Source organism: uncultured Muribaculum sp., assembly GCF_910583865.1.
In the GTDB taxonomy this organism is placed as follows: domain Bacteria; phylum Bacteroidota; class Bacteroidia; order Bacteroidales; family Muribaculaceae; genus Muribaculum.
Map to the genome: position 1 here is coordinate 1 of NZ_CAJTYX010000039.1, position 18661 is coordinate 18661.

Below are 18661 nucleotides of genomic sequence, written 5' to 3' on the forward strand. Positions count from 1 at the left end.
CATGTCCGGGTGGTGGAATTGGTAGACACGCTACTTTGAGGGGGTAGTGGCCGAAAGGCTGTGTGAGTTCGAATCTCATCTCGGACACAATATTTTAGCGGGGTGTAGCTCAGTTGGTTAGAGTACGCGTCTGGGGGGCGTGAGGTCGCTAGTTCGAGTCTAGTCACCCCGACTAATTACCCATCAATCGTCTATGATTCATTGGAATTATGGACGATTATTTTTTTGACCATCCACATAAACTATTGGGTGTGTATAGTCGGGTCAGACATAATCCGACGTGCGATGTCAAGATCCTTGCGCCTAACCATGAGACGAAAACTGCCTACGGCAGTAATGCCGCCGAGTAGTGTGCCCATTATAGAATTGTCAACAATCGACGGTACTCCGTTAGTGTCAAGGACACCTTTTACAATATATGCATCAGCACTATTGGCATACTCGTTGAACAACACAAGGTCGTTTCCAGGAATATTCGCTTGTATTTCCATTTGGCTCAGTATTTATTATTTTATGTTACGCCGATTCAAGGCACGATGATATGCCTCCGCATTCCGCTTATGCGCGGCAAAATCACGTGCAAAAAGATGTCGCCCAGAAAAATCAGGAGACGCACACATATATAGACAATCGTGGGGAGTGCTAAACAGAAGAGAGTCAATAGTGGCACGTTCAGGCATACGTATCGGTCCCGGTGGCAATCCGGAACTGCGATAAGTATTATATGGCGAGTTGACCGCAAGATGTCGTCCGGTGACACGTCTTATCGAAAAATCCCCGACGGCATATTTTACTGTAGGATCTGCCTGAAGGAGCATCCCACGATGGAGGCGATTAAGATATAAGCGTCCCACTACTCCTCGTTCACCTCTGTCGTTGGTTTCCTCCTCCGCTATACTGGCAATCACGGATGCCTGCATAGGAGTTATCCCGAGAGATGCGGCACGCGAACGCCTCTTGTCTGTCCAGAAACTTTCCCGCTCTGCTATAAGCGAAGTCACCACATCGGCCGGACGTGCCGTCCAGTAGAATTCATATGTGTCAGGGAAAAAAGCCCCGATATATTCTTCGGATTTATATCCGCGCGTCGACAGGACACTATCGATTGCCGCCATCACATGTGCCGAATCAGCTTCTATAGAGCGCGAGATGCGCGCGCCGAGCTGGGGCAATTGCCGGATATTGTTAAACGTGATTCTGACGGGGGTCTGCGCACCGCGTGCAACCCTGCGGAATATATCGATTGAGCGGGTTCCCGGATCTATACGATACGCACCGTGGGCAACCAAAGGTGATCCGCCATAAAGACGCCACATATCGGCAGCACGCCGTCCGGCACGCCCAAGGTCACGATCAAGTATGGCCGAAACAGAGTCAGAATCCGCACCCGCCGGTATATAAACCCAACATGACGACTCTCCGGCATATTCAACCCGGGCATACATATTATATATGAGGGCTGCTATTGCGACGATTGCCACAACAGCAGCACCGGCCACTAAGACAATATTCTTACATCGAATTACCATAAGCGTATAAAATCCAGATGCGCCTACTCACAACGCATCCAATACTTATTCAAAGATAATACCTTTGATGAATTACATAAACGTTTTTCACAAAATTTATAAGTCAGACAAAAGAATAATATTTGCCGGATACGCTTAATATAGTATTTTTGTACGTGCATCCCACAACCTATACACACTCTCCTTCCAAGATATATGGCAGAACTCATCGAAATACCACGAATAGTGGCATCCATACGGCGTTCATGGCCGGTAGGCGACTCAACGCTAAGGGAATTGGCATCTATGACCACGCGCCGCGACTTTCCACGCCGAAGCCTGATAGTAACTGCCGGAGAACAAGCCGGACACGCCTACTTCATCGAGGATGGGATGACACGCAGTTATTGGCTGGTAGATGGAGAGCAGATAACCACATCTTTCTCCCTCGAAGGCGGAATCGTGTTCAGCATGGACGAAGTCTACTACAATCTGCCAAGTGAAGAATATGTCGAATCGATTGAGACCGTAAGAGCCTATGAGATAGATGTGAGTATGCTGCTCTATATGATCAGACATGACATAGAGCTCTGCAACTGGTGGGGAATCATACACCAGAACGAATACCGACGCATCCATAGGTCTCATAAGGAGAGGCTTACACTGCCAGCACGTGAACGCTATGCAGAATTCGCTATGCAGTTTCCAGAAGTATGCCGACGCGCACGACTTGGGGATATCGCCTCTTATCTCGGCATTAATCCGGCCACGCTCAGTCGAATCCGCGCCACCCGGCCGTGAACGGATGCCGTCATGAGCATCAACGTAGACGACCCACCATTTTTTGATACAGGTCAAAAATAATCTGTAAGTTTTAGCATAACTTTGCAGTCATAAGTAATTGCCAAATGACTACAACCACCCCACCCTATGCTACCTCCCATACTCCTCACAGTGATTTCAAGCCGCGTTACTATATCCTTGACGGACTACGAGGCGTAGCAGCCATGCTCGTCATATGGTATCATTTCTTCGAAGGATTCGCGACATCACCTACCGACCAGATGATGAACCACGGATATCTGGCCGTGGATTTCTTCTTCGTACTTTCAGGATTTGTAATAGGTTATGCATATGACAACAGATGGAGTGAGGACAGGATGACCTCTGGACGATTTCTGATCAGGCGCATCATACGACTTCAACCCATGGTGGTACTAAGCGTAATCCTCGGTCTCATAGCATATCTGTTTCAAGGCAGCGTGAAGTGGGACGGTACTCCTGTGCCTTTGCACACGGCGCTCTTAGCACTTCTTCTCGGGCTTTTCATGATTCCGGTGCTTTCAGGCACGGAAACGGATGTAAGAGGCAACGGAGAGATGTTTCCTCTCAACGGGCCATCATGGTCTCTGTTCTTTGAATATATCGGCAGCTTACTCTACGCACTCATATTGCATAAACTTTCCAATGCAGCACTCCGCTCTGTAGTCATTCTATCAGGTATCGGGTTGGCGGCATGCGCATTATGTAACATGTCGGGAGCATACCATCTCGGACTGGGATGGTCGATGGCCGACATGGGATGGTTAGGAGGATTGCTGCGGCTCTCTTTCTCGTTCGGAATGGGCCTCCTGCTCATCCGCGACTTCAAACCGAGACGCATACGTGGTGCATTCTGGATATGCTCCGCCATAATTGCAGCAATAATGGCATGCCCTTATGTAGGTGTCAATGGATTGCCATCCATAGCCAACGGGGTATATGACACTATATGTACCATCGTGATTTTTCCGGCCATTGTCTACGTAGGCGCATGCGGCATTACCACCGACACATTTTCCGATAAGATATGCGAGTTTTTGGGAAAGATGTCATATCCGGTATATATAATACATTATCCAGTGATGTACCTGTTCTATGCATGGGTATGGGACAACGGAATCACATTCGCCGAGGCATGGCCAATATGCGCCGCATTGTTTGCCGGCATTATCATGATGGCATGGATGGCCTTAAAATGGTACGACGATCCCGTACGCCATTACCTCTCATCACGCTTCACATCTCGGCGAAGCTGATAAAATGCTTTATCCACCATGAATTCAATTCTAAATACAAATCTTGTCTGAAGCATACCCCATTAAATCTATAAATCACCGATCTGTATGTATAATTGCAATACCCTCGTAAAATGAGTTATCCCACAGACGTGGAGCACGACATTTTTGGCAAAATTCCACATCTGCACATGTAATTCGAGATTTTTGACACAGATTCAACCAATTACACTGAAATAATCCATATTTTTCAAGTTTTTCTAAGATTTTTCACATTTTTCATTGCAGAGATTAGGGAAATTGCTAATTTTGCAGGCGTAACGGGAGATAAATTCCCGTCGCACCAATCTCTAAACCTATGATAAAAGAGATTCCATTCACAAAGATGCATGGCATAGGCAACGATTACATATATATAAACTGTATGGATCGCGTGCCGGATAAGCTGCCCCGGCTTGCCATCGAAATGAGTGACCGCCACACAGGCGTGGGCGGCGACGGAATCATCCTCATCTGCCCCTCGGAATGCGCCGACTTCAAGATGCGCATATTCAATGCCGACGGCTCGGAAGCGCGCATGTGCGGCAACGGAAGCCGATGCGTGGGGCGCTACGTCTACGAATCACATCTTACCGACAAGACCACCGTCACCCTGGAGACACTTTCCGGAGTGAAAACCCTGCGTCTGCATCCCGATGCAGATGACAGGATAACGTCAGTCACGGTTGACATGGGCATACCGGAAATCGACACGGCAGAAGTGCCGGTGACATTCGACTCTCCGCAGATGGTCAACGAGAATGTCGCGACAACCCTTGGCCCGGTTAAAATCACGGCGGTATCGATGGGAAATCCGCATGGCGTGACCATCGTTGATGACGTGGACACCGCGCCTGTAGACACTCTCGGACCTGAACTTGAACGACATCCAATGTGGCCCGACCGTGCCAACATAGAGTTTGCAGAAGTGGTAAGTCCCGTCGAGTTGCGCATGAGGGTATGGGAACGCGGTAGCGGAGAGACTATGGCATGCGGCACCGGGGCATGCGCCACGCTGGTGGCATGCGTGCTCAACGGACTTAGCAAACGCCACGCCGTCGTCCATCTGCTCGGAGGCGACCTGGAGATAGAGTGGGATCCTGCTGACTCACACGTCTACATGACAGGCCCGGCAGAAACAGTATTCCACGGAACTTACCGCCGCCGATAACGAAACTGAAACAGGGATTGAAACCACAAGATAACGATGATACGGATTAACGACAACTTCCATAGACTCTCACCCACCTACCTGTTCACGGAAGTGGCACGCCGGCTGAAAGCCTACAAGGAAGCCCATCCCGATGCCGACATAATACGTATGGGCATCGGCGATGTCACATGCCCCATATGCCCCGTGGCTGTGGAGGCGATGAAAAAAGCGGCCGACGACCAGACACACGCCGCGACATTTCACGGCTACGGACCAGAACAGGGTTATGCATGGTTGCGGAAAGCCATAGCCGACGGTGACTACCGACAAAGAGGAGTGGAGATCGACATCGACGAGATATTCGTGAGCGACGGTGCAAAGAGCGACACAGGCAACATAGGCGACATACTGTCGACCGACTGCCGCGTGGCTGTCACCGATCCGGTCTATCCGGTATATGTCGACACCAACGTCATGGCCGGACGTGCAGGCCACATGACGGACACCGGACAATGGAGTCATATAGAGTACCTGCCGTGCACGGCAGCCAACGATTTCATCCCTTCGTTGCCTACCCGTCACCCGGACGTGATATATCTCTGCTATCCTAACAATCCCACCGGCACGGCACTGACCCGCGACGAACTGTCACGCTGGGTCGACTATGCACGTCGCAACGGCTCGCTGATACTCTTCGACTCGGCCTACGAGGCCTATATCACGCGTCCCGACGTGCCCCATTCCATATACGAAATCGAAGGAGCGCGCGAAGTCGCCATAGAGTTCCGCAGCTTCTCCAAGACCGCAGGTTTTACCGGGCTGCGATGCGGCTACACGGTAGTGCCGAGAGAGCTTAAAGGCGTAGCCGATGACGGAACCGAGATAAGCCTCAACGCCTTATGGTTGCGCAGGCAGTCGACCAAGTTCAACGGAGCGAGCTACATCATCCAACGTGCTGCCGAAGCGCTTTACACTCCCGAGGGACGCCGTCAAGTGGCAGACACCATAGCCTACTACATGCGCAACGCCGCCGTGCTTCGCGACGGACTCGCATCCATCGGGATAGAGGCCCGTGGCGGCATAGACGCGCCCTACATATGGCTACGCACACCGGACGGACTGTCATCGTGGGAATTCTTCGACCTGTTGCTCGACCGATGCCGTGTGGCCGGTACCCCGGGATGCGGATTCGGTCCTTCGGGCGAAGGATATTTCCGGTTGACCGCTTTCAGCAGCTATGAGGACACTCTTCGTGCGGTGGAGCGCATGCGGCCGCTGAAATGAGACAAAAGAACAAACGCCAACTAATAATCACATATTCAAAGTTTTATGTCAAAGTTGAGATTTAAAGTAGTGGAAGAGGCTTTTGACCGTAAAGCCATCCCCGTAGAGACACCTAAGGAACGCCCGACGGAATACTACGGGAAATACGTCTTTAACCGTCAGAAGATGTTCGAGTATCTTCCCAAAAAGACCTATGACGCACTTGTCGATGCTATCGACAACAAAAAGCCGCTCTCGCGCGAAATCGCCGACAGCGTTGCCGCAGGCATGAAACAGTGGGCCATCGACAACGGCGCACGTCACTACACACACTGGTTTCACCCGCTTACCGACGGAACCGCAGAAAAGCACGACGCATTCGTGGAGCATGACGGCAAAGGTGGCATGGTAGAGGAGTTCACAGGCAAGCTCCTCGTGCAGCAGGAGCCGGACGCCTCCAGCTTCCCCAACGGCGGTATCCGCAACACATTCGAAGCCAGAGGTTACTCGGCATGGGACATCTCATCCCCGGCATTCATCCTCGACAAGACGCTCTGCATCCCGACCATCTTCATCGCATACACCGGCGAATCGCTCGACTATAAGACACCGCTCCTCCGTGCGCTCAATAGTGTAGACAAGGCTGCTACCGCAGTAGCGCAGTATTTCGATCCGGAGGTGAAGCACGTCAGCTCCTATCTCGGATGGGAGCAGGAATATTTCCTTGTCGATGAGGCCCTCTACAGCGCACGTCCCGACCTCGTAATGACAGGCCGCACGCTCATGGGACATGAAAGCGCCAAAAACCAGCAGCTTGAGGACCACTATTTCGGTGCTATTCCATCTCGCGTGGAGTCGTTCATGCTCGACCTTGAAATCGAGTGCCACAAGCTCGGTATCCCGGCCAAGACGCGCCACAATGAGGTAGCACCCAACCAGTTCGAGCTTGCGCCTATATTCGAGGAGACCAACCTCGCCAACGACCACAACCTCCTCCTCATGTCGCTCATCGCCGAGGTGGCACGCCGCCATAACTTCCGTGTGCTGCTTCACGAAAAGCCCTTTGCCGGCATCAACGGTTCCGGCAAGCACAACAACTGGAGTCTCGGCACCGACACCGGCGTTCTTCTATATGCCCCTGGCAAAACCCCGAAAGACAACCTGCAGTTCATAACTTTCGTTGCCAATACGATGGCCGCAGTCTACCGCCACAACGGCCTGCTGAAAGCTTCGATCATGTCGGCCACCAATGCCCACAGGCTCGGCGCCAATGAGGCACCCCCGGCTATCATATCCATCTTCCTCGGCTCTCAGCTATCGGAAATCTTCGACAAACTCGAAAAAAGCGATTCCGACGACCTGATTGAACTCGCAGGAAAGAAAGGCTTGAAAATCAACGTCGATCAGATACCTGAAATCATGGTCGACAACACCGACCGCAACCGTACCTCCCCATTCGCGTTCACGGGCAACCGTTTTGAGTTCCGCGCCGTAGGCTCATCGGCCAACTGCGCTTCGGCCATGATCGCCCTCAACGCCGCAGTAGCCGAACAGCTCATGGACTTCAAGGCAAAGGTGGACGCACGCATCGCTTCCGGCGAACAGCTCAACCATGCGCTCCTCGCCGAGATAAAGGAGATACTCAAGGAATCCAAGGCAATCCACTTCGACGGCAACGGCTACTCCGATGCATGGAAAGAGGAAGCAGCGCGTCGAGGACTCGACTGCGAGACTTCCGCTCCGAAAATCTTTGACTCCTACCTGTCGCCGTCGAGCATCGAGATGTTCAAAAAGACCGGCGTTTTCTCAAAACTCGAACTTGAGGCCCGCAATGAGGTAAAGTGGGAGATGTACACCAAAAAGCTGCAGATCGAGGCACGTGTGCTCGGCGATCTCGCCATCAACCACGTAATCCCGGTTGCCATACGCTACCAGTCGGTGCTCACCGACAACGTGTTCAAGCTAAAGACACTCTTCCCCAACGAGAAGGGCGACAAGCTTGCCGCAATGGATCTCGACACCATCGAACGCATCTCCACCCACATGGCCACCATCATGGAGGAGGTAAAGAAGATGGTCAATGCCCGTAAGGCAGCCAACAAGATCGATGACGAGCGCGAGAAGGCCATCGCTTACCACGACAACGTGCTCCCATGCATGGACGTAATCCGTTACCACATCGACAAACTCGAACTTATGGTCGATGACGAAATGTGGCCTCTGCCTAAGTACCGCGAGCTATTGTTTATCCGCTAAGACTACATCTTCGGAATAACACATAAAGATTATCCACACGGACGCGGCGACATCTGCCGCCATGGCACAGTTGCCGCGTCCGTATCAAACATCCCCCTCTCCTACCCCATAATCATAAGGAAAGTTAAAGATATGTATAAAGGTTTGCCTACATCCCGGGGGCTTTACGATAGCCGCTACGAGCACGACGCCTGTGGCGTGGGACTGCTCGTGAATATCAAAGGGATAAAATCACATCAGCTTGTTGAGAAAGGCTTGCAGGTGCTTGAGCACATGGTGCACAGAGGCGCTGAGGGTGCAGATCCCAAGACCGGCGACGGAGCCGGGATCATGGTGCAGATTCCACATGAGTTCATACTTCTGCAAGGCATAGCGGTGCCCGAAAAGGGACGCTACGGCACAGGTCTGGTGTTTCTCCCTAAAGATGAGTACACACAGCAGATGATGCTCGACGTGATCGAGCGCGAGGCCATCGAGATGGGATTGTCGCTGATTGCCGTAAGGCAAGTGCCCACCAACAACGACCAGCTTGGCATAGTGGCCCGAGAGGCCGAGCCTGCCATACGCCAGATATTCATCGCCGACGAGAAAAGCGACGAACCTATGGAGCCGCGTCTTTACATACTGCGCCGCCGCATTGAAAAGAAGATTGCTGTCCTCGACATCCCCGACAAGGAACAGTTCTACATCGTCAGCCTTTCATCGCGTGTAATCGTCTACAAAGGTATGCTGTCGAGCCTTCAGCTCCGCTACTACTACCCCGACCTGATGAACCCGCACTTCACCACGGGTATGGCTCTGGTGCACTCGCGGTTCTCTACAAACACATTCCCCACATGGGCGCTCGCCCAGCCGTTCCGCATGCTCGGACATAACGGCGAGATCAACACCATACAAGGCAACCGCATGTGGATGAAGGCGCGCGAATGCGTGCTACATCCCGCCGCTCTCGGCGACAACGATGTGACTCCAATCATACAGCCGGGCATGAGCGACTCGGCGTCGCTCGACAATGTGCTGGAATATTTCGTGATGTCGGGCATGTCGCTCCCCCACGCGCTGGCCATGCTCGTGCCGGAATCCTTCAACGACCGCAACCCAATATCTCCAGAGCTGAAAGCTTTCTACGAATACCATTCTATACTCATGGAAGCATGGGACGGCCCGGCCACACTGCTTTTCAGCGACGGCCGTTATGCCGGGGGTATGCTTGACCGTAACGGGCTACGTCCGGCACGCTACCTGATTACCCGCAACGGCACAATGGTGGTGGCATCGGAGGTTGGAGTGCTCCCATTCGAAGCATCTGAAATCATAGAAAAAGGCCGTCTGCGTCCGGGCAAGATGCTCATGGTCGATATGGAGAAAGGTGAGATACACTATGATGCAGAACTGAAAGAACAGCTCGCCGGAGAATTTCCCTACCGCGACTGGCTACAGCGCAACCGCATCATCCTCGATAAGATTACCACGGGCCGAAAGGTGGAGAACACCGTACCCGATTTCCGACGTCTGCTACGCGCATTCTCCTACCACCGCGAAGAGGTGGAGAAAATCATGACACCGATGGCGGCCGAGGCCAAAGAGCCTGTCAACTCCATGGGGTGTGACACTCCGCTCGCCGTACTGAGCCGTCAACCACAACTGCTGTTCAACTACTTCCGCCAGCACTTCGCACAAGTTACCAACCCGCCTATCGACCCGTTGCGTGAGGAACTTGTGATGAGTCTCGACAGCTATATCGGGGCCATCAGCCTGAACCTGTTCGATGCCTCACCGGAGCTGTGCAAGATGGTTCTACTGAAGCGCCCGATTATCACAAACCGCGAACTTGACATACTGTGCAACCTGCGCTATAAGGGTTTCAACACTCGCAAGCTCGCCATGACATTCCCGGTAAAAGATGGTGCCGACGGCCTTGAAGCTGCCATAGGACGCCTATGCGACGAGGCCGAGAAGGCCGTCGACGAGGGATGCAACTACATCGTGCTCTCCGACCGTGGAGTCGACAGCGAGAATGCGCCCATACCTTCGTTGCTCGCGACTTCAGCCGTGCACCACCATCTCATCGACCTTAAGAAGCGCCTCCAGACAGCGCTCGTCATCGAGACTGCCGACGCACGCGAGGTGATGCACTTCGCACTGCTCTCCGGCTATGGGGCAAGTGCCATAAATCCATACCTGGCCTTTGCCGTGCTCGATGACCTTGTGGCCCGCAAGGAGCTACAGCTCGACTTCCATACCGCAGAGAAGAATTACATAAAGGCCGTCGACAAAGGTCTACTCAAGGTAATGTCGAAGATGGGCATATCCACTCTCACCTCCTACAAAGGAGCACAACTCTTCGAGGCGATAGGATTGTCGCAAGAACTGTCCGACCGTTACTTCGGTTTCACGGTAAGCAAGATTGGCGGCATTGACCTCTCCGACCTCACCAAAGAGATTCTTGCAACGCATGCGGCAGCGTATGCCGACGATATCGATGCCGACGAGCCGCTGCGCCACATAGGTCAATACGCCTTCCGCAAAGACGGGGAGAGCCACGCTTGGACACCGGAGGCCATAGCGACACTACAACTCGCCACACGCATGGAGAGCTACAAGAAGTTCAAAGAGTTCACGTCGATTGTCGACAACAAGCCTTCACCGATATTCATACGTGATTTCCTCGAATTCCGCAAAGGCACACCCGTACCGCTCGATGAAGTGGAACCGGAAGAATCCATAATGCACCGTTTCGTCACCGGAGCCATGTCGTTCGGCTCGATATCACGCGAAGCCCATGAAGCGCTCGGTATAGCCATGAACGCCATCGGCGCGCGCTCAAACACCGGAGAAGGCGGCGAAGATCCGGAGCGCTTCAAGACACGTCCCGACGGTAGTTCGGCACGTTCTGCCATAAAACAGGTGGCATCCGGACGCTTCGGCGTGACTGCAGAATATCTTGTCAACGCCGACGAAATCCAAATCAAGATAGCCCAGGGAGCAAAACCCGGCGAAGGCGGACAGTTGCCAGGATTCAAGGTCGACAAGATCATAGCAAAGACACGCCACTCCATACCGGGCATATCGCTCATCTCCCCTCCACCGCACCACGATATCTATTCAATCGAGGATCTCGCCCAGCTCATATTCGACCTTAAGAATGTCAACCCATTGGCCAACGTCAGCGTCAAACTTGTGAGCGAGAGCGGTGTGGGAACCATCGCCGCCGGAGTGGCAAAGGCCAAGAGCGACCTCATCACCATATCAGGAAGCGACGGCGGCACAGGTGCCTCTCCCGCCAGCTCGATACGCTATGCCGGACTGCCTGTGGAAATCGGACTTGCCGAGACGCAGCAGACCCTCGTGCTCAACAACCTGCGCGGACAGGTAAAGCTACAGGCCGACGGCCAGCTAAAGACCGCCCGTGACGTTATCATAATGGCCATGCTCGGTGCGCAGGAATATGGTTTTGCCACAAGCGCGCTGATAGTGCTCGGATGCGTGATGATGCGCAAATGCCATCTAAACACATGTCCGGTAGGTGTCGCCACACAAAACGAGGAACTTCGCCGCCGATTCACGGGCCGTTCGCAATATGTGGTCAACTTCTTCCGCTTCCTCGCCAAAGAGATACGAGAGACCCTGGCAGAAATCGGAGTGCGCTCGCTCGACGAAGTAATCGGACGTGCCGACATGCTTCAGGTAAAGCCGGACTACACCACTCCAAAGACAGCCCATCTCGACTTCACGCGGCTGCTCTACATGCCGTCTGAATCAAAGGTAAACGCCATAATCAACGTCGTGCCGCAGAAACACGACATCGACCGTGTACTCGACCGCGAACTCATCTCACGCGCCTACCCCGCCATCGAATCGGGCATGCCCATAGAACTTGAATTCCCTATACACAATACCGACCGCTCGGTCGGAGCGATGCTATCGGGTGTCGTGGCCAAGAAATACGGCGATGCCAGACTCCCCGATGACACTATTTCCTGCACATTCCAGGGATCGGCCGGACAGTCGTTCGGCGCATTCCTGGAACACGGCATATCGTTCCGTCTCGAAGGCGATGCCAACGACTACGTAGGCAAGGGACTCTCCGGAGGTAAGATTGTAATCGTGCCCCCTACCGGTAGCACTTTCGCCCCGCAGGACAATATTATCGCAGGCAACACGCTGCTTTACGGAGCCACATCCGGGGAAATATACATCAACGGACGTGTCGGAGAGCGCTTCTGCGTGCGTAATTCCGGCGCCATAGCCGTAGTGGAAGGCGTGGGCGACCACTGCTGCGAATACATGACAGGCGGACGCACAGTGGTGCTCGGCACCACAGGACGCAACTTCGCGGCAGGCATGAGCGGAGGAATAGCCTACGTATGGAATCCCGACGGGAATTTCGACTATTTCTGCAACATGGAGATGGTGGAACTGTCGCTGATAGAGGACATGGCCGACAATCGCGAACTATACCGCCTCATCGGCAACCACTACAAGCATACCCGCTCGCCTCTGGCAGGAATGATGCTCGACAACTGGCAGCACTACTCCGAACAGTTCATAAAGGTAATACCATTCGAATATAAGAAGGTGCTACATCAGGAAAAGATGGAAAAAATGCAGGAAAAGATCGCCAACATACAGCGCGACTGACATGAGCCATCAAAAATATAATCATCTACGAACCCAATAACGCAACATCACATATGGGAAATCCCAAAGCGTTTCTTACGATACCGCGCAAAGAGGCAGGCTACCGGCCCGTCAACGACCGCATAAAGGACTACGGTGAGGTGGAGCAGACGCTCAACCCCGAGGACCGGCGTCTACAGGCATCACGCTGCATGGAGTGCGGCGTACCGTTCTGCCATTGGAGCTGCCCGCTGGGCAACCGCCAGCCGGAGTGGCAGGACCGCCTCTATAAGAATGACATCCGTGGAGCCTACCGGCTGCTTACTGCCACCGACGACTTTCCTGAATTCACCGGCCGCGTATGTCCCGCTTTGTGCGAGAAAGGATGCGTGCTCAACAAGCAGCACGAACCGGTCACAATCCGCGAAAACGAGGCGGCCATAGTGGAACGCGCATTCCTTGAGGGGATAGTCGAACCTCATATCCCGGCCCGTCGCACAGGATTCCGCGTGGCCGTCATCGGCTCCGGACCTGCAGGACTCACGTGTGCCAACCGCCTCAACCGGAAAGGGCACTCGGTAACGGTGTTCGAGAAAAACGAGGCTGTCGGAGGTCTCTTGCGACTCGGTATACCCGACTTCAAACTCAACAAGACCGTGATCGACCGCCGTCTCGCGCTGCTCCGTGAGGAGGGGATCGAATTCCGCACGGGAGTGAATGTCGGTGTGGACATTCCAGCCTCTGAACTGCTCGACGATTACGATGCAGTGTGCATCGCCATCGGATCCGAAGTGCCACGCGACCTCCGGATAGATGGTCGCGAGCTGAAAGGAATCCATTTCGCTCTTGAGCTACTGCAACAACAGAACCGCGTAAACGCAGGCCAGGAAATCGCCGCCGACAGCCGCATAACGGCTAAAAACAAGAATGTGCTCGTAATCGGCGGAGGAGACACCGGAAGCGATTGCGTAGGTACCGCCCACCGCCAGGGGGCAGCGAGCGTGACACAGATCGAAATCATGCCGATGCCTCCGGAAGGCGACAACCCCGACACACCATGGCCCTATTGGCCGGTAGTGCTCAAGACCTCGAGCAGCCATCTCGAGGGTTGCACGAGGCGCTGGCTTCTCGACACACGACGTTTCATCGGTGATGCCGACGGCCATGTGGCCGAAGCCGAGCTCGAGGAAATAGAATGGGCCGACGACCCCGCAACCGGGCGCAAGAAAATCGTGCGCACCGGCAAAGTCGAGAAAATCAAGGCCGACCTGGTGCTTCTTGCCTTAGGATTCACTAATCCGGTGGCCGAAGGGCTTCTTGAACAACTCGGAGTCGACAAGGACACACGCGGCAATATCAAAGTCGATGCCGACATGTCAACGTCAGTCCCCAAGGTGTTCGCCGCAGGCGACGCCTCCACCGGGGCATCGCTCGTGGTTCGATGCATGGCCTCCGGCCGACAAGCCGCCGAAGGCATACATAAATATTTGTCAACAAAATAACACATAATGCGAAGATGTGCGGGAAATACCTTGCACATCTTCTCTTTTTTAATTACATAAACAACAACGTATATCTCCACTGATGGAACCTCTTAAGCATGAATGCGGCGTGGCAATGGTACGCCTGCTCAAACCCCTCGCCTTCTACAAGGAAAAATACGGCACATGGCAATACGGACTCAACAAGCTGTATCTTCTCATGGAAAAGCAACACAACCGCGGCCAGGAAGCCGCAGGAGCAGGATGCATAAAGATGCACTCACCCGCAGGCTCCGAATACGTATTCCGCGAACGCGCACTTGGCTCGGGTGCAATCAGCGAGATATTCTCCAACATCAACCATCAGATCGAGAATGCCCGTCTCGACCGCCATGACGAAAAATGGATTGAGGAGGAAGCTCCATTCATAGGAGAGATATACATGGGCCACCTGCGCTACTCCACCACCGGACGTAGCGGCATGAGCTACGTCCACCCGTTCTTACGACGCAACAACTGGTGCTCACGCTCTCTGATGCTCTGCGGCAACTTCAACATGACCAACGTGGAGAGCATCTTCTCGGAAGTAGTGGCAAAAGGCCAGCACCCACGCATATTTTCCGACACAGTCATCATACTCGAACAACTTGGCTATGCGCTCGACAAGGAGAACAACAGGCTCTACCATCAGTTTACCGAGAATGGTCTGGATGGGATAGAGCGTGCCCGTGCCATCGAGGACAACCTCGATATCCCGTCGATATTGAACGCCACTGCCCCGAGCTGGGACGGAGGTTACGTAATATGCGGAGCCATCGGCTCTGGCGACATGTGGGCATTGCGCGATTCCCACGGCATACGCCCCGCTTTTTATTACGCCGATGACGAGATTGTAGTGGTGGCATCGGAACGTCCGGTCATACAGACGGTGATGGATGTGCATATCGATGACGTTCACGAACTCGCACCCGGTGCAGCCGTGATTGTCTCAAAGAGCGGTGACATACGCATAAGCAGAGTGATTCCCGAAGCTGACGATGCACGCTGCTCGTTCGAACGCATATATTTCTCGCGCGGCAGTGATGCCGACATCTATCGCGAGCGCAAATCGCTCGGGCGTCAGCTCGCCGCTCCCGTTGCAGAGGCTCTTGACGGCGATCTGCAGCATGCCGTTTTCTCTTTCATACCCAACACTGCCGAAGTGGCATTCATAGGCATGGTGGAAGGCCTTGAAGAGGAACTTGACAGCCGCCGTGCCTCAGCCATAATGAAAGCCCAGGAAAGCGGGACACTTACACAGGGGAAACTGTGCGAAATCATGAGCCGTAAGCTACGCGTTGAAAAAGTGGCCATAAAGGACATCAAACTGCGGACGTTCATAGCAGAGGGATCGACCCGTGCCGACCTCGCCACCCACGTCTACGACGTGACCTACGGAGTGGTCGAACCGGGCGTGGACTCTCTTGTTGTGATTGATGACTCAATCGTGCGCGGCACCACTCTCAAGCAGTCGATACTGCGTATGCTCGACCGCCTTTCGCCACGCAGGATAGTGGTAGTAAGCTCGTCACCACAGGTGCGCTATCCCGATTGCTACGGAATAGACATGTCGCGAATGAGTGAATTCTGTGCTTTTCGCGCCGCAGTTGCCCTCTTGAAAGAGAGCGGTCGCACAGATGTGCTCGACGACGTGTATCGGCGCTGCCTGATGCAGGAATCGCTTCCCGACTCCGAGATAACCAATTGCGTCAAGGAAATTTATGCACCGTTTACCGATGACAAGATTTCCGCAAAGATAGCCGAGATGCTCACACCGACGGACACCCGCGCGGAAGTCCGCATAATCTATCAGACACTCGACGGACTGCACAAGGCCGTCCTCTCATCGCCAGGCGACTGGTATTTCTCCGGCAACTATCCCACTCCGGGCGGTACTCGCCTCGTCAACCGCGCTTTCGTCAACTACTACGAAGGACATCCCGACCGCCGCAACTGACTGCTGTAATTGGTTACATCGTCTTTTCCTGCAATACATCTTGTTTTCTCTATCATTGACACTTTTGAGTTGTATGCTCAAAAGTGTCAACATTTTTCAATTCAAGGGAAATCAGCGATGACGTATCACGCGGCACACATTTGTTGTGCTTGCCGAATATTGACTCAGCGCTGCGGATGAACTCTTTGCACCGAACTCCCCATTGTGATGGAATATCGTTCCGAGACTCATCGCAAACGGCTTCGACCGGGATAACACGAAAATTGGCCACGGAAGGAAGCGGAGGAAGTGTGAAGAAAAGGCGATAGTCGGCGGTATCGATAACAGCACGTCCGAACATATCACGTGACAGGCGCACGCGAACCATGGCACCACCCCGAGTGTCTCGTGTACGCATATTCGATATGAAATTACCAAGCGAGTAAACCACTGTTGCACGTCGTCCGAGTGAATCGGTACGCATCTCCATAGGTTGAATCACATGGGGGTGGCTGCCAATGACAAGATCCGCCCCGCTATCAACAAGGAAATCGGCAAGTGAACGCTGAGAAGAGTTTGGCAATAGGCTATACTCATCTCCCCAATGTATGCACACAGTCACAATCTCCGCGCCTGCCTTCCGCGCCTTTTCTATATCTGACAACATCAGGACGCGATCGATATAATCGACGACAGCATCGGTCTGCGTCTTTATCCCATTGGTTCCATAAGTATAGTTCAGGAAAGCTATACGAAATCCCTCCACATCGCGAATCAGAGGCAGCAAGGAATCGCGCTCGGCCTTGTTCCGGTATGTACCCAAATGATCCACTCCGGCCAAGTCAAGACGATCAATCGTCCGCTTCAAGCCCCGGTCGCGTCTATCAAGAGTGTGATTGTTGGCAGTGAGCATCATGTCGAAACCTGCGCGTTTCAACGCATCCAGATATTCGTCGGGAGCGCAGAAACAAGGATAACCGGAGAATGGTGCTCCACCAAGCGGTGTCTCGAGATTCACCACCGCGTAATCAGCTCTTGTTATATAAGGTGTAATCTCCCGAAAGCAATCAGAGTAATCATATTTACCTCCGACACGACGAGCAGCATCAATCTGTGCCTGATGCTGCATGGCATCACCTGCAAAAACAAGAGTAACCTGGGGCGGTTCATCGCCCCAGGTAAGAAGGGAAGCAAGCGAAATCAGCAGACAAAAAAGCGGTGTCATCAAACTACGTGACGAGAATCAGGCCAGCAGATTAACCTCGAGGGTATATCGCACCTTGTCCGGCAAGGAGAGTATTTTTCATCAAGGAACAGATAGTCATAGGGCCAACTCCTCCCGGCACAGGAGTTATATAACTACATAGAGAAGCCACCTCGTCAAAATCGACATCGCCGCGCAGACGGAAGCCGCTTTTACGGGAAGAATCGGGAACACGAGTTGTGCCAACATCTATTATCACGGCTCCCGGCTTTACGATGTCGGCGGTGACGAATCCCGGATGTCCGAGAGCGGCAATTATAATATCAGCTTGGCGACAGATATCCTTCAGGTTCTCCGTTGCGCTATGGCATACCGTCACAGTGGCATCTCCGGGAATATGCTTCTGCATCATAAGCGATGCGACAGGCTTGCCGACTATGTTGCTGCGGCCAAGCACCACGCAATGCTTTCCCTTGGTCTGGATTTCATAGCGCGCCAATAGCTCGATGATTCCGGCAGGAGTGGCTGAAAGGTAGCATGGCAACCCTATGGACATACGTCCGACATTGATAGGATGAAAACCGTCGACATCCTTCCGATAATCAATTGCTTCAATCACTTTTTGCTCGGATATATGTTTAGGCAACGGAAGCTGCACAATGAACCCGTCAACATCCGGATCGTTGTTGAGACGCTCTACGGCCTCAAGAAGTTCTGCTTCTGTAGCGTCATCTTCCATTCTAATCAGAGTAGAGGTAAAACCGCATTGCTCACATGCTCGAACTTTATGAGCCACATATGTCTCGCTTCCCCCATCGTGTCCGACGAGTATAGCCGCCAGATGAGGACGTTTCTTACCTTGCGCCACCATGGCATCCACAGTGGCTGCAATCTCTTCCTTGATTGTGTCGGCCACCTTCTTTCCGTCAATGAGTGTCATATATCCTTGATTTTAGCTGATAAATTCCGGAATGTTTTAGCCGGTCTAAAATACGGCTAAAGCAATGCAAATTTAGAAATTTCCGATTGACGACACAATATCCATCCTATTAATAATGCCTAAAATCATGCCACAGGCAAAAAACGGCAGCTTGCTCCTACCACC

12 protein-coding genes and 2 tRNA genes are annotated in these 18661 nt (G+C 53.1%); 10 read left to right on the forward strand and 4 right to left on the reverse strand.

Features of this window, described 5'->3' with window-relative positions; all coding sequences use genetic code 11:
• Positions 1–3: 3 nt before the first annotated feature.
• Both QZ303_RS08580 and QZ303_RS08585 read left to right on the forward strand, forming a co-directional pair.
• A tRNA-Leu gene (locus QZ303_RS08580) sits at positions 4–87 on the forward strand.
• Positions 88–98: 11 nt separating this feature from the next.
• Positions 99–172: transfer RNA gene (locus QZ303_RS08585), tRNA-Pro, on the forward strand.
• A gap of 70 nt (positions 173–242) precedes the next feature.
• Here QZ303_RS08585 and QZ303_RS08590 read toward each other — a convergent pair.
• Complete coding sequence (locus QZ303_RS08590) at positions 243–491, reverse strand: DUF2007 domain-containing protein (protein WP_295731715.1); 249 nt, start codon at positions 489–491, stop codon at positions 243–245.
• A gap of 15 nt (positions 492–506) precedes the next feature.
• A complete protein-coding gene (gene mltG, locus QZ303_RS08595; protein ID WP_295731717.1) occupies positions 507–1529 on the reverse strand; it encodes an endolytic transglycosylase MltG in 1023 nt (340 codons plus the stop codon).
• 195 nt (positions 1530–1724) lie between these two features.
• Between mltG and QZ303_RS08600 the strand changes: the two genes are divergently transcribed.
• The 8 genes from QZ303_RS08600 (at position 1725) to QZ303_RS08635 (ending at position 16373) form a co-directional block, all read left to right on the forward strand.
• Positions 1725–2309 carry a Crp/Fnr family transcriptional regulator gene (locus QZ303_RS08600; RefSeq protein ID WP_295731719.1) on the forward strand — a complete coding sequence of 195 codons (585 nt, stop codon included), beginning with the start codon at positions 1725–1727 and terminating at the stop codon, positions 2307–2309.
• A 107-nt stretch (positions 2310–2416) separates the two neighbouring features.
• Complete coding sequence (locus tag QZ303_RS08605; RefSeq protein WP_295731721.1) at positions 2417–3586, forward strand: acyltransferase; 1170 nt, start codon at positions 2417–2419, stop codon at positions 3584–3586.
• A gap of 337 nt (positions 3587–3923) precedes the next feature.
• Positions 3924–4775, forward strand: coding sequence for a diaminopimelate epimerase (gene dapF, locus QZ303_RS08610; protein WP_295731723.1), 852 nt, complete (start codon positions 3924–3926; stop codon positions 4773–4775).
• A 36-nt stretch (positions 4776–4811) separates the two neighbouring features.
• Positions 4812–6041 (forward strand): LL-diaminopimelate aminotransferase, encoded by a 1230-nt coding sequence (locus QZ303_RS08615; RefSeq protein WP_295731725.1) that lies wholly within the window; start codon positions 4812–4814, stop codon positions 6039–6041.
• Between the two features lie 45 nt (positions 6042–6086).
• Positions 6087–8276 (forward strand): glutamine synthetase III, encoded by a 2190-nt coding sequence (locus tag QZ303_RS08620; RefSeq protein ID WP_295731727.1) that lies wholly within the window; start codon positions 6087–6089, stop codon positions 8274–8276.
• 132 nt (positions 8277–8408) lie between these two features.
• Entirely contained in the window at positions 8409–12917 is a 4509-nt protein-coding gene (gltB, locus tag QZ303_RS08625; RefSeq protein ID WP_295731729.1) for a glutamate synthase large subunit, read from the forward strand.
• A gap of 53 nt (positions 12918–12970) precedes the next feature.
• The gene (locus QZ303_RS08630; protein WP_295731731.1) at positions 12971–14398 is read left to right on the forward strand and encodes a glutamate synthase subunit beta; all 1428 of its coding nucleotides are present in this window, start codon (positions 12971–12973) and stop codon (positions 14396–14398) included.
• An 82-nt stretch (positions 14399–14480) separates the two neighbouring features.
• Entirely contained in the window at positions 14481–16373 is a 1893-nt protein-coding gene (locus tag QZ303_RS08635; protein ID WP_295731733.1) for an amidophosphoribosyltransferase, read from the forward strand.
• 52 nt (positions 16374–16425) lie between these two features.
• On the opposite strand, the gene QZ303_RS08640 is transcribed toward QZ303_RS08635, so the two are convergent.
• Together QZ303_RS08640 and folD are read right to left on the reverse strand one after the other, a co-directional pair.
• Entirely contained in the window at positions 16426–17577 is a 1152-nt protein-coding gene (locus tag QZ303_RS08640) for a CapA family protein (protein WP_295731735.1), read from the reverse strand.
• A 31-nt stretch (positions 17578–17608) separates the two neighbouring features.
• The gene (gene folD, locus QZ303_RS08645; protein WP_295731737.1) at positions 17609–18496 is read right to left on the reverse strand and encodes a bifunctional methylenetetrahydrofolate dehydrogenase/methenyltetrahydrofolate cyclohydrolase FolD; all 888 of its coding nucleotides are present in this window, start codon (positions 18494–18496) and stop codon (positions 17609–17611) included.
• Between the last annotated feature and the right edge of the window lie 165 nt (positions 18497–18661).

What these genes read in the sequence shown, in the direction of transcription:
- QZ303_RS08590 (WP_295731715.1), bottom strand. Translation starts at nt 491, where the DNA reads ATGGAAATACAAGCGAATATTCCTGGAAACGACCTTGTGTTGTTCAAC.
- QZ303_RS08640 (WP_295731735.1), bottom strand. Translation starts at nt 17,577, where the DNA reads ATGACACCGCTTTTTTGTCTGCTGATTTCGCTTGCTTCCCTTCTTACC.
- QZ303_RS08600 (WP_295731719.1), top strand. Translation starts at nt 1,725, where the DNA reads ATGGCAGAACTCATCGAAATACCACGAATAGTGGCATCCATACGGCGT.
- QZ303_RS08605 (WP_295731721.1), top strand. Translation starts at nt 2,417, where the DNA reads ATGACTACAACCACCCCACCCTATGCTACCTCCCATACTCCTCACAGT.
- gltB (WP_295731729.1), top strand. Translation starts at nt 8,409, where the DNA reads ATGTATAAAGGTTTGCCTACATCCCGGGGGCTTTACGATAGCCGCTAC.
- mltG (WP_295731717.1), bottom strand. Translation starts at nt 1,529, where the DNA reads ATGGTAATTCGATGTAAGAATATTGTCTTAGTGGCCGGTGCTGCTGTT.
- QZ303_RS08620 (WP_295731727.1), top strand. Translation starts at nt 6,087, where the DNA reads ATGTCAAAGTTGAGATTTAAAGTAGTGGAAGAGGCTTTTGACCGTAAA.
- dapF (WP_295731723.1), top strand. Translation starts at nt 3,924, where the DNA reads ATGATAAAAGAGATTCCATTCACAAAGATGCATGGCATAGGCAACGAT.
- QZ303_RS08635 (WP_295731733.1), top strand. Translation starts at nt 14,481, where the DNA reads ATGGAACCTCTTAAGCATGAATGCGGCGTGGCAATGGTACGCCTGCTC.
- folD (WP_295731737.1), bottom strand. Translation starts at nt 18,496, where the DNA reads ATGACACTCATTGACGGAAAGAAGGTGGCCGACACAATCAAGGAAGAG.
- QZ303_RS08630 (WP_295731731.1), top strand. Translation starts at nt 12,971, where the DNA reads ATGGGAAATCCCAAAGCGTTTCTTACGATACCGCGCAAAGAGGCAGGC.
- QZ303_RS08615 (WP_295731725.1), top strand. Translation starts at nt 4,812, where the DNA reads ATGATACGGATTAACGACAACTTCCATAGACTCTCACCCACCTACCTG.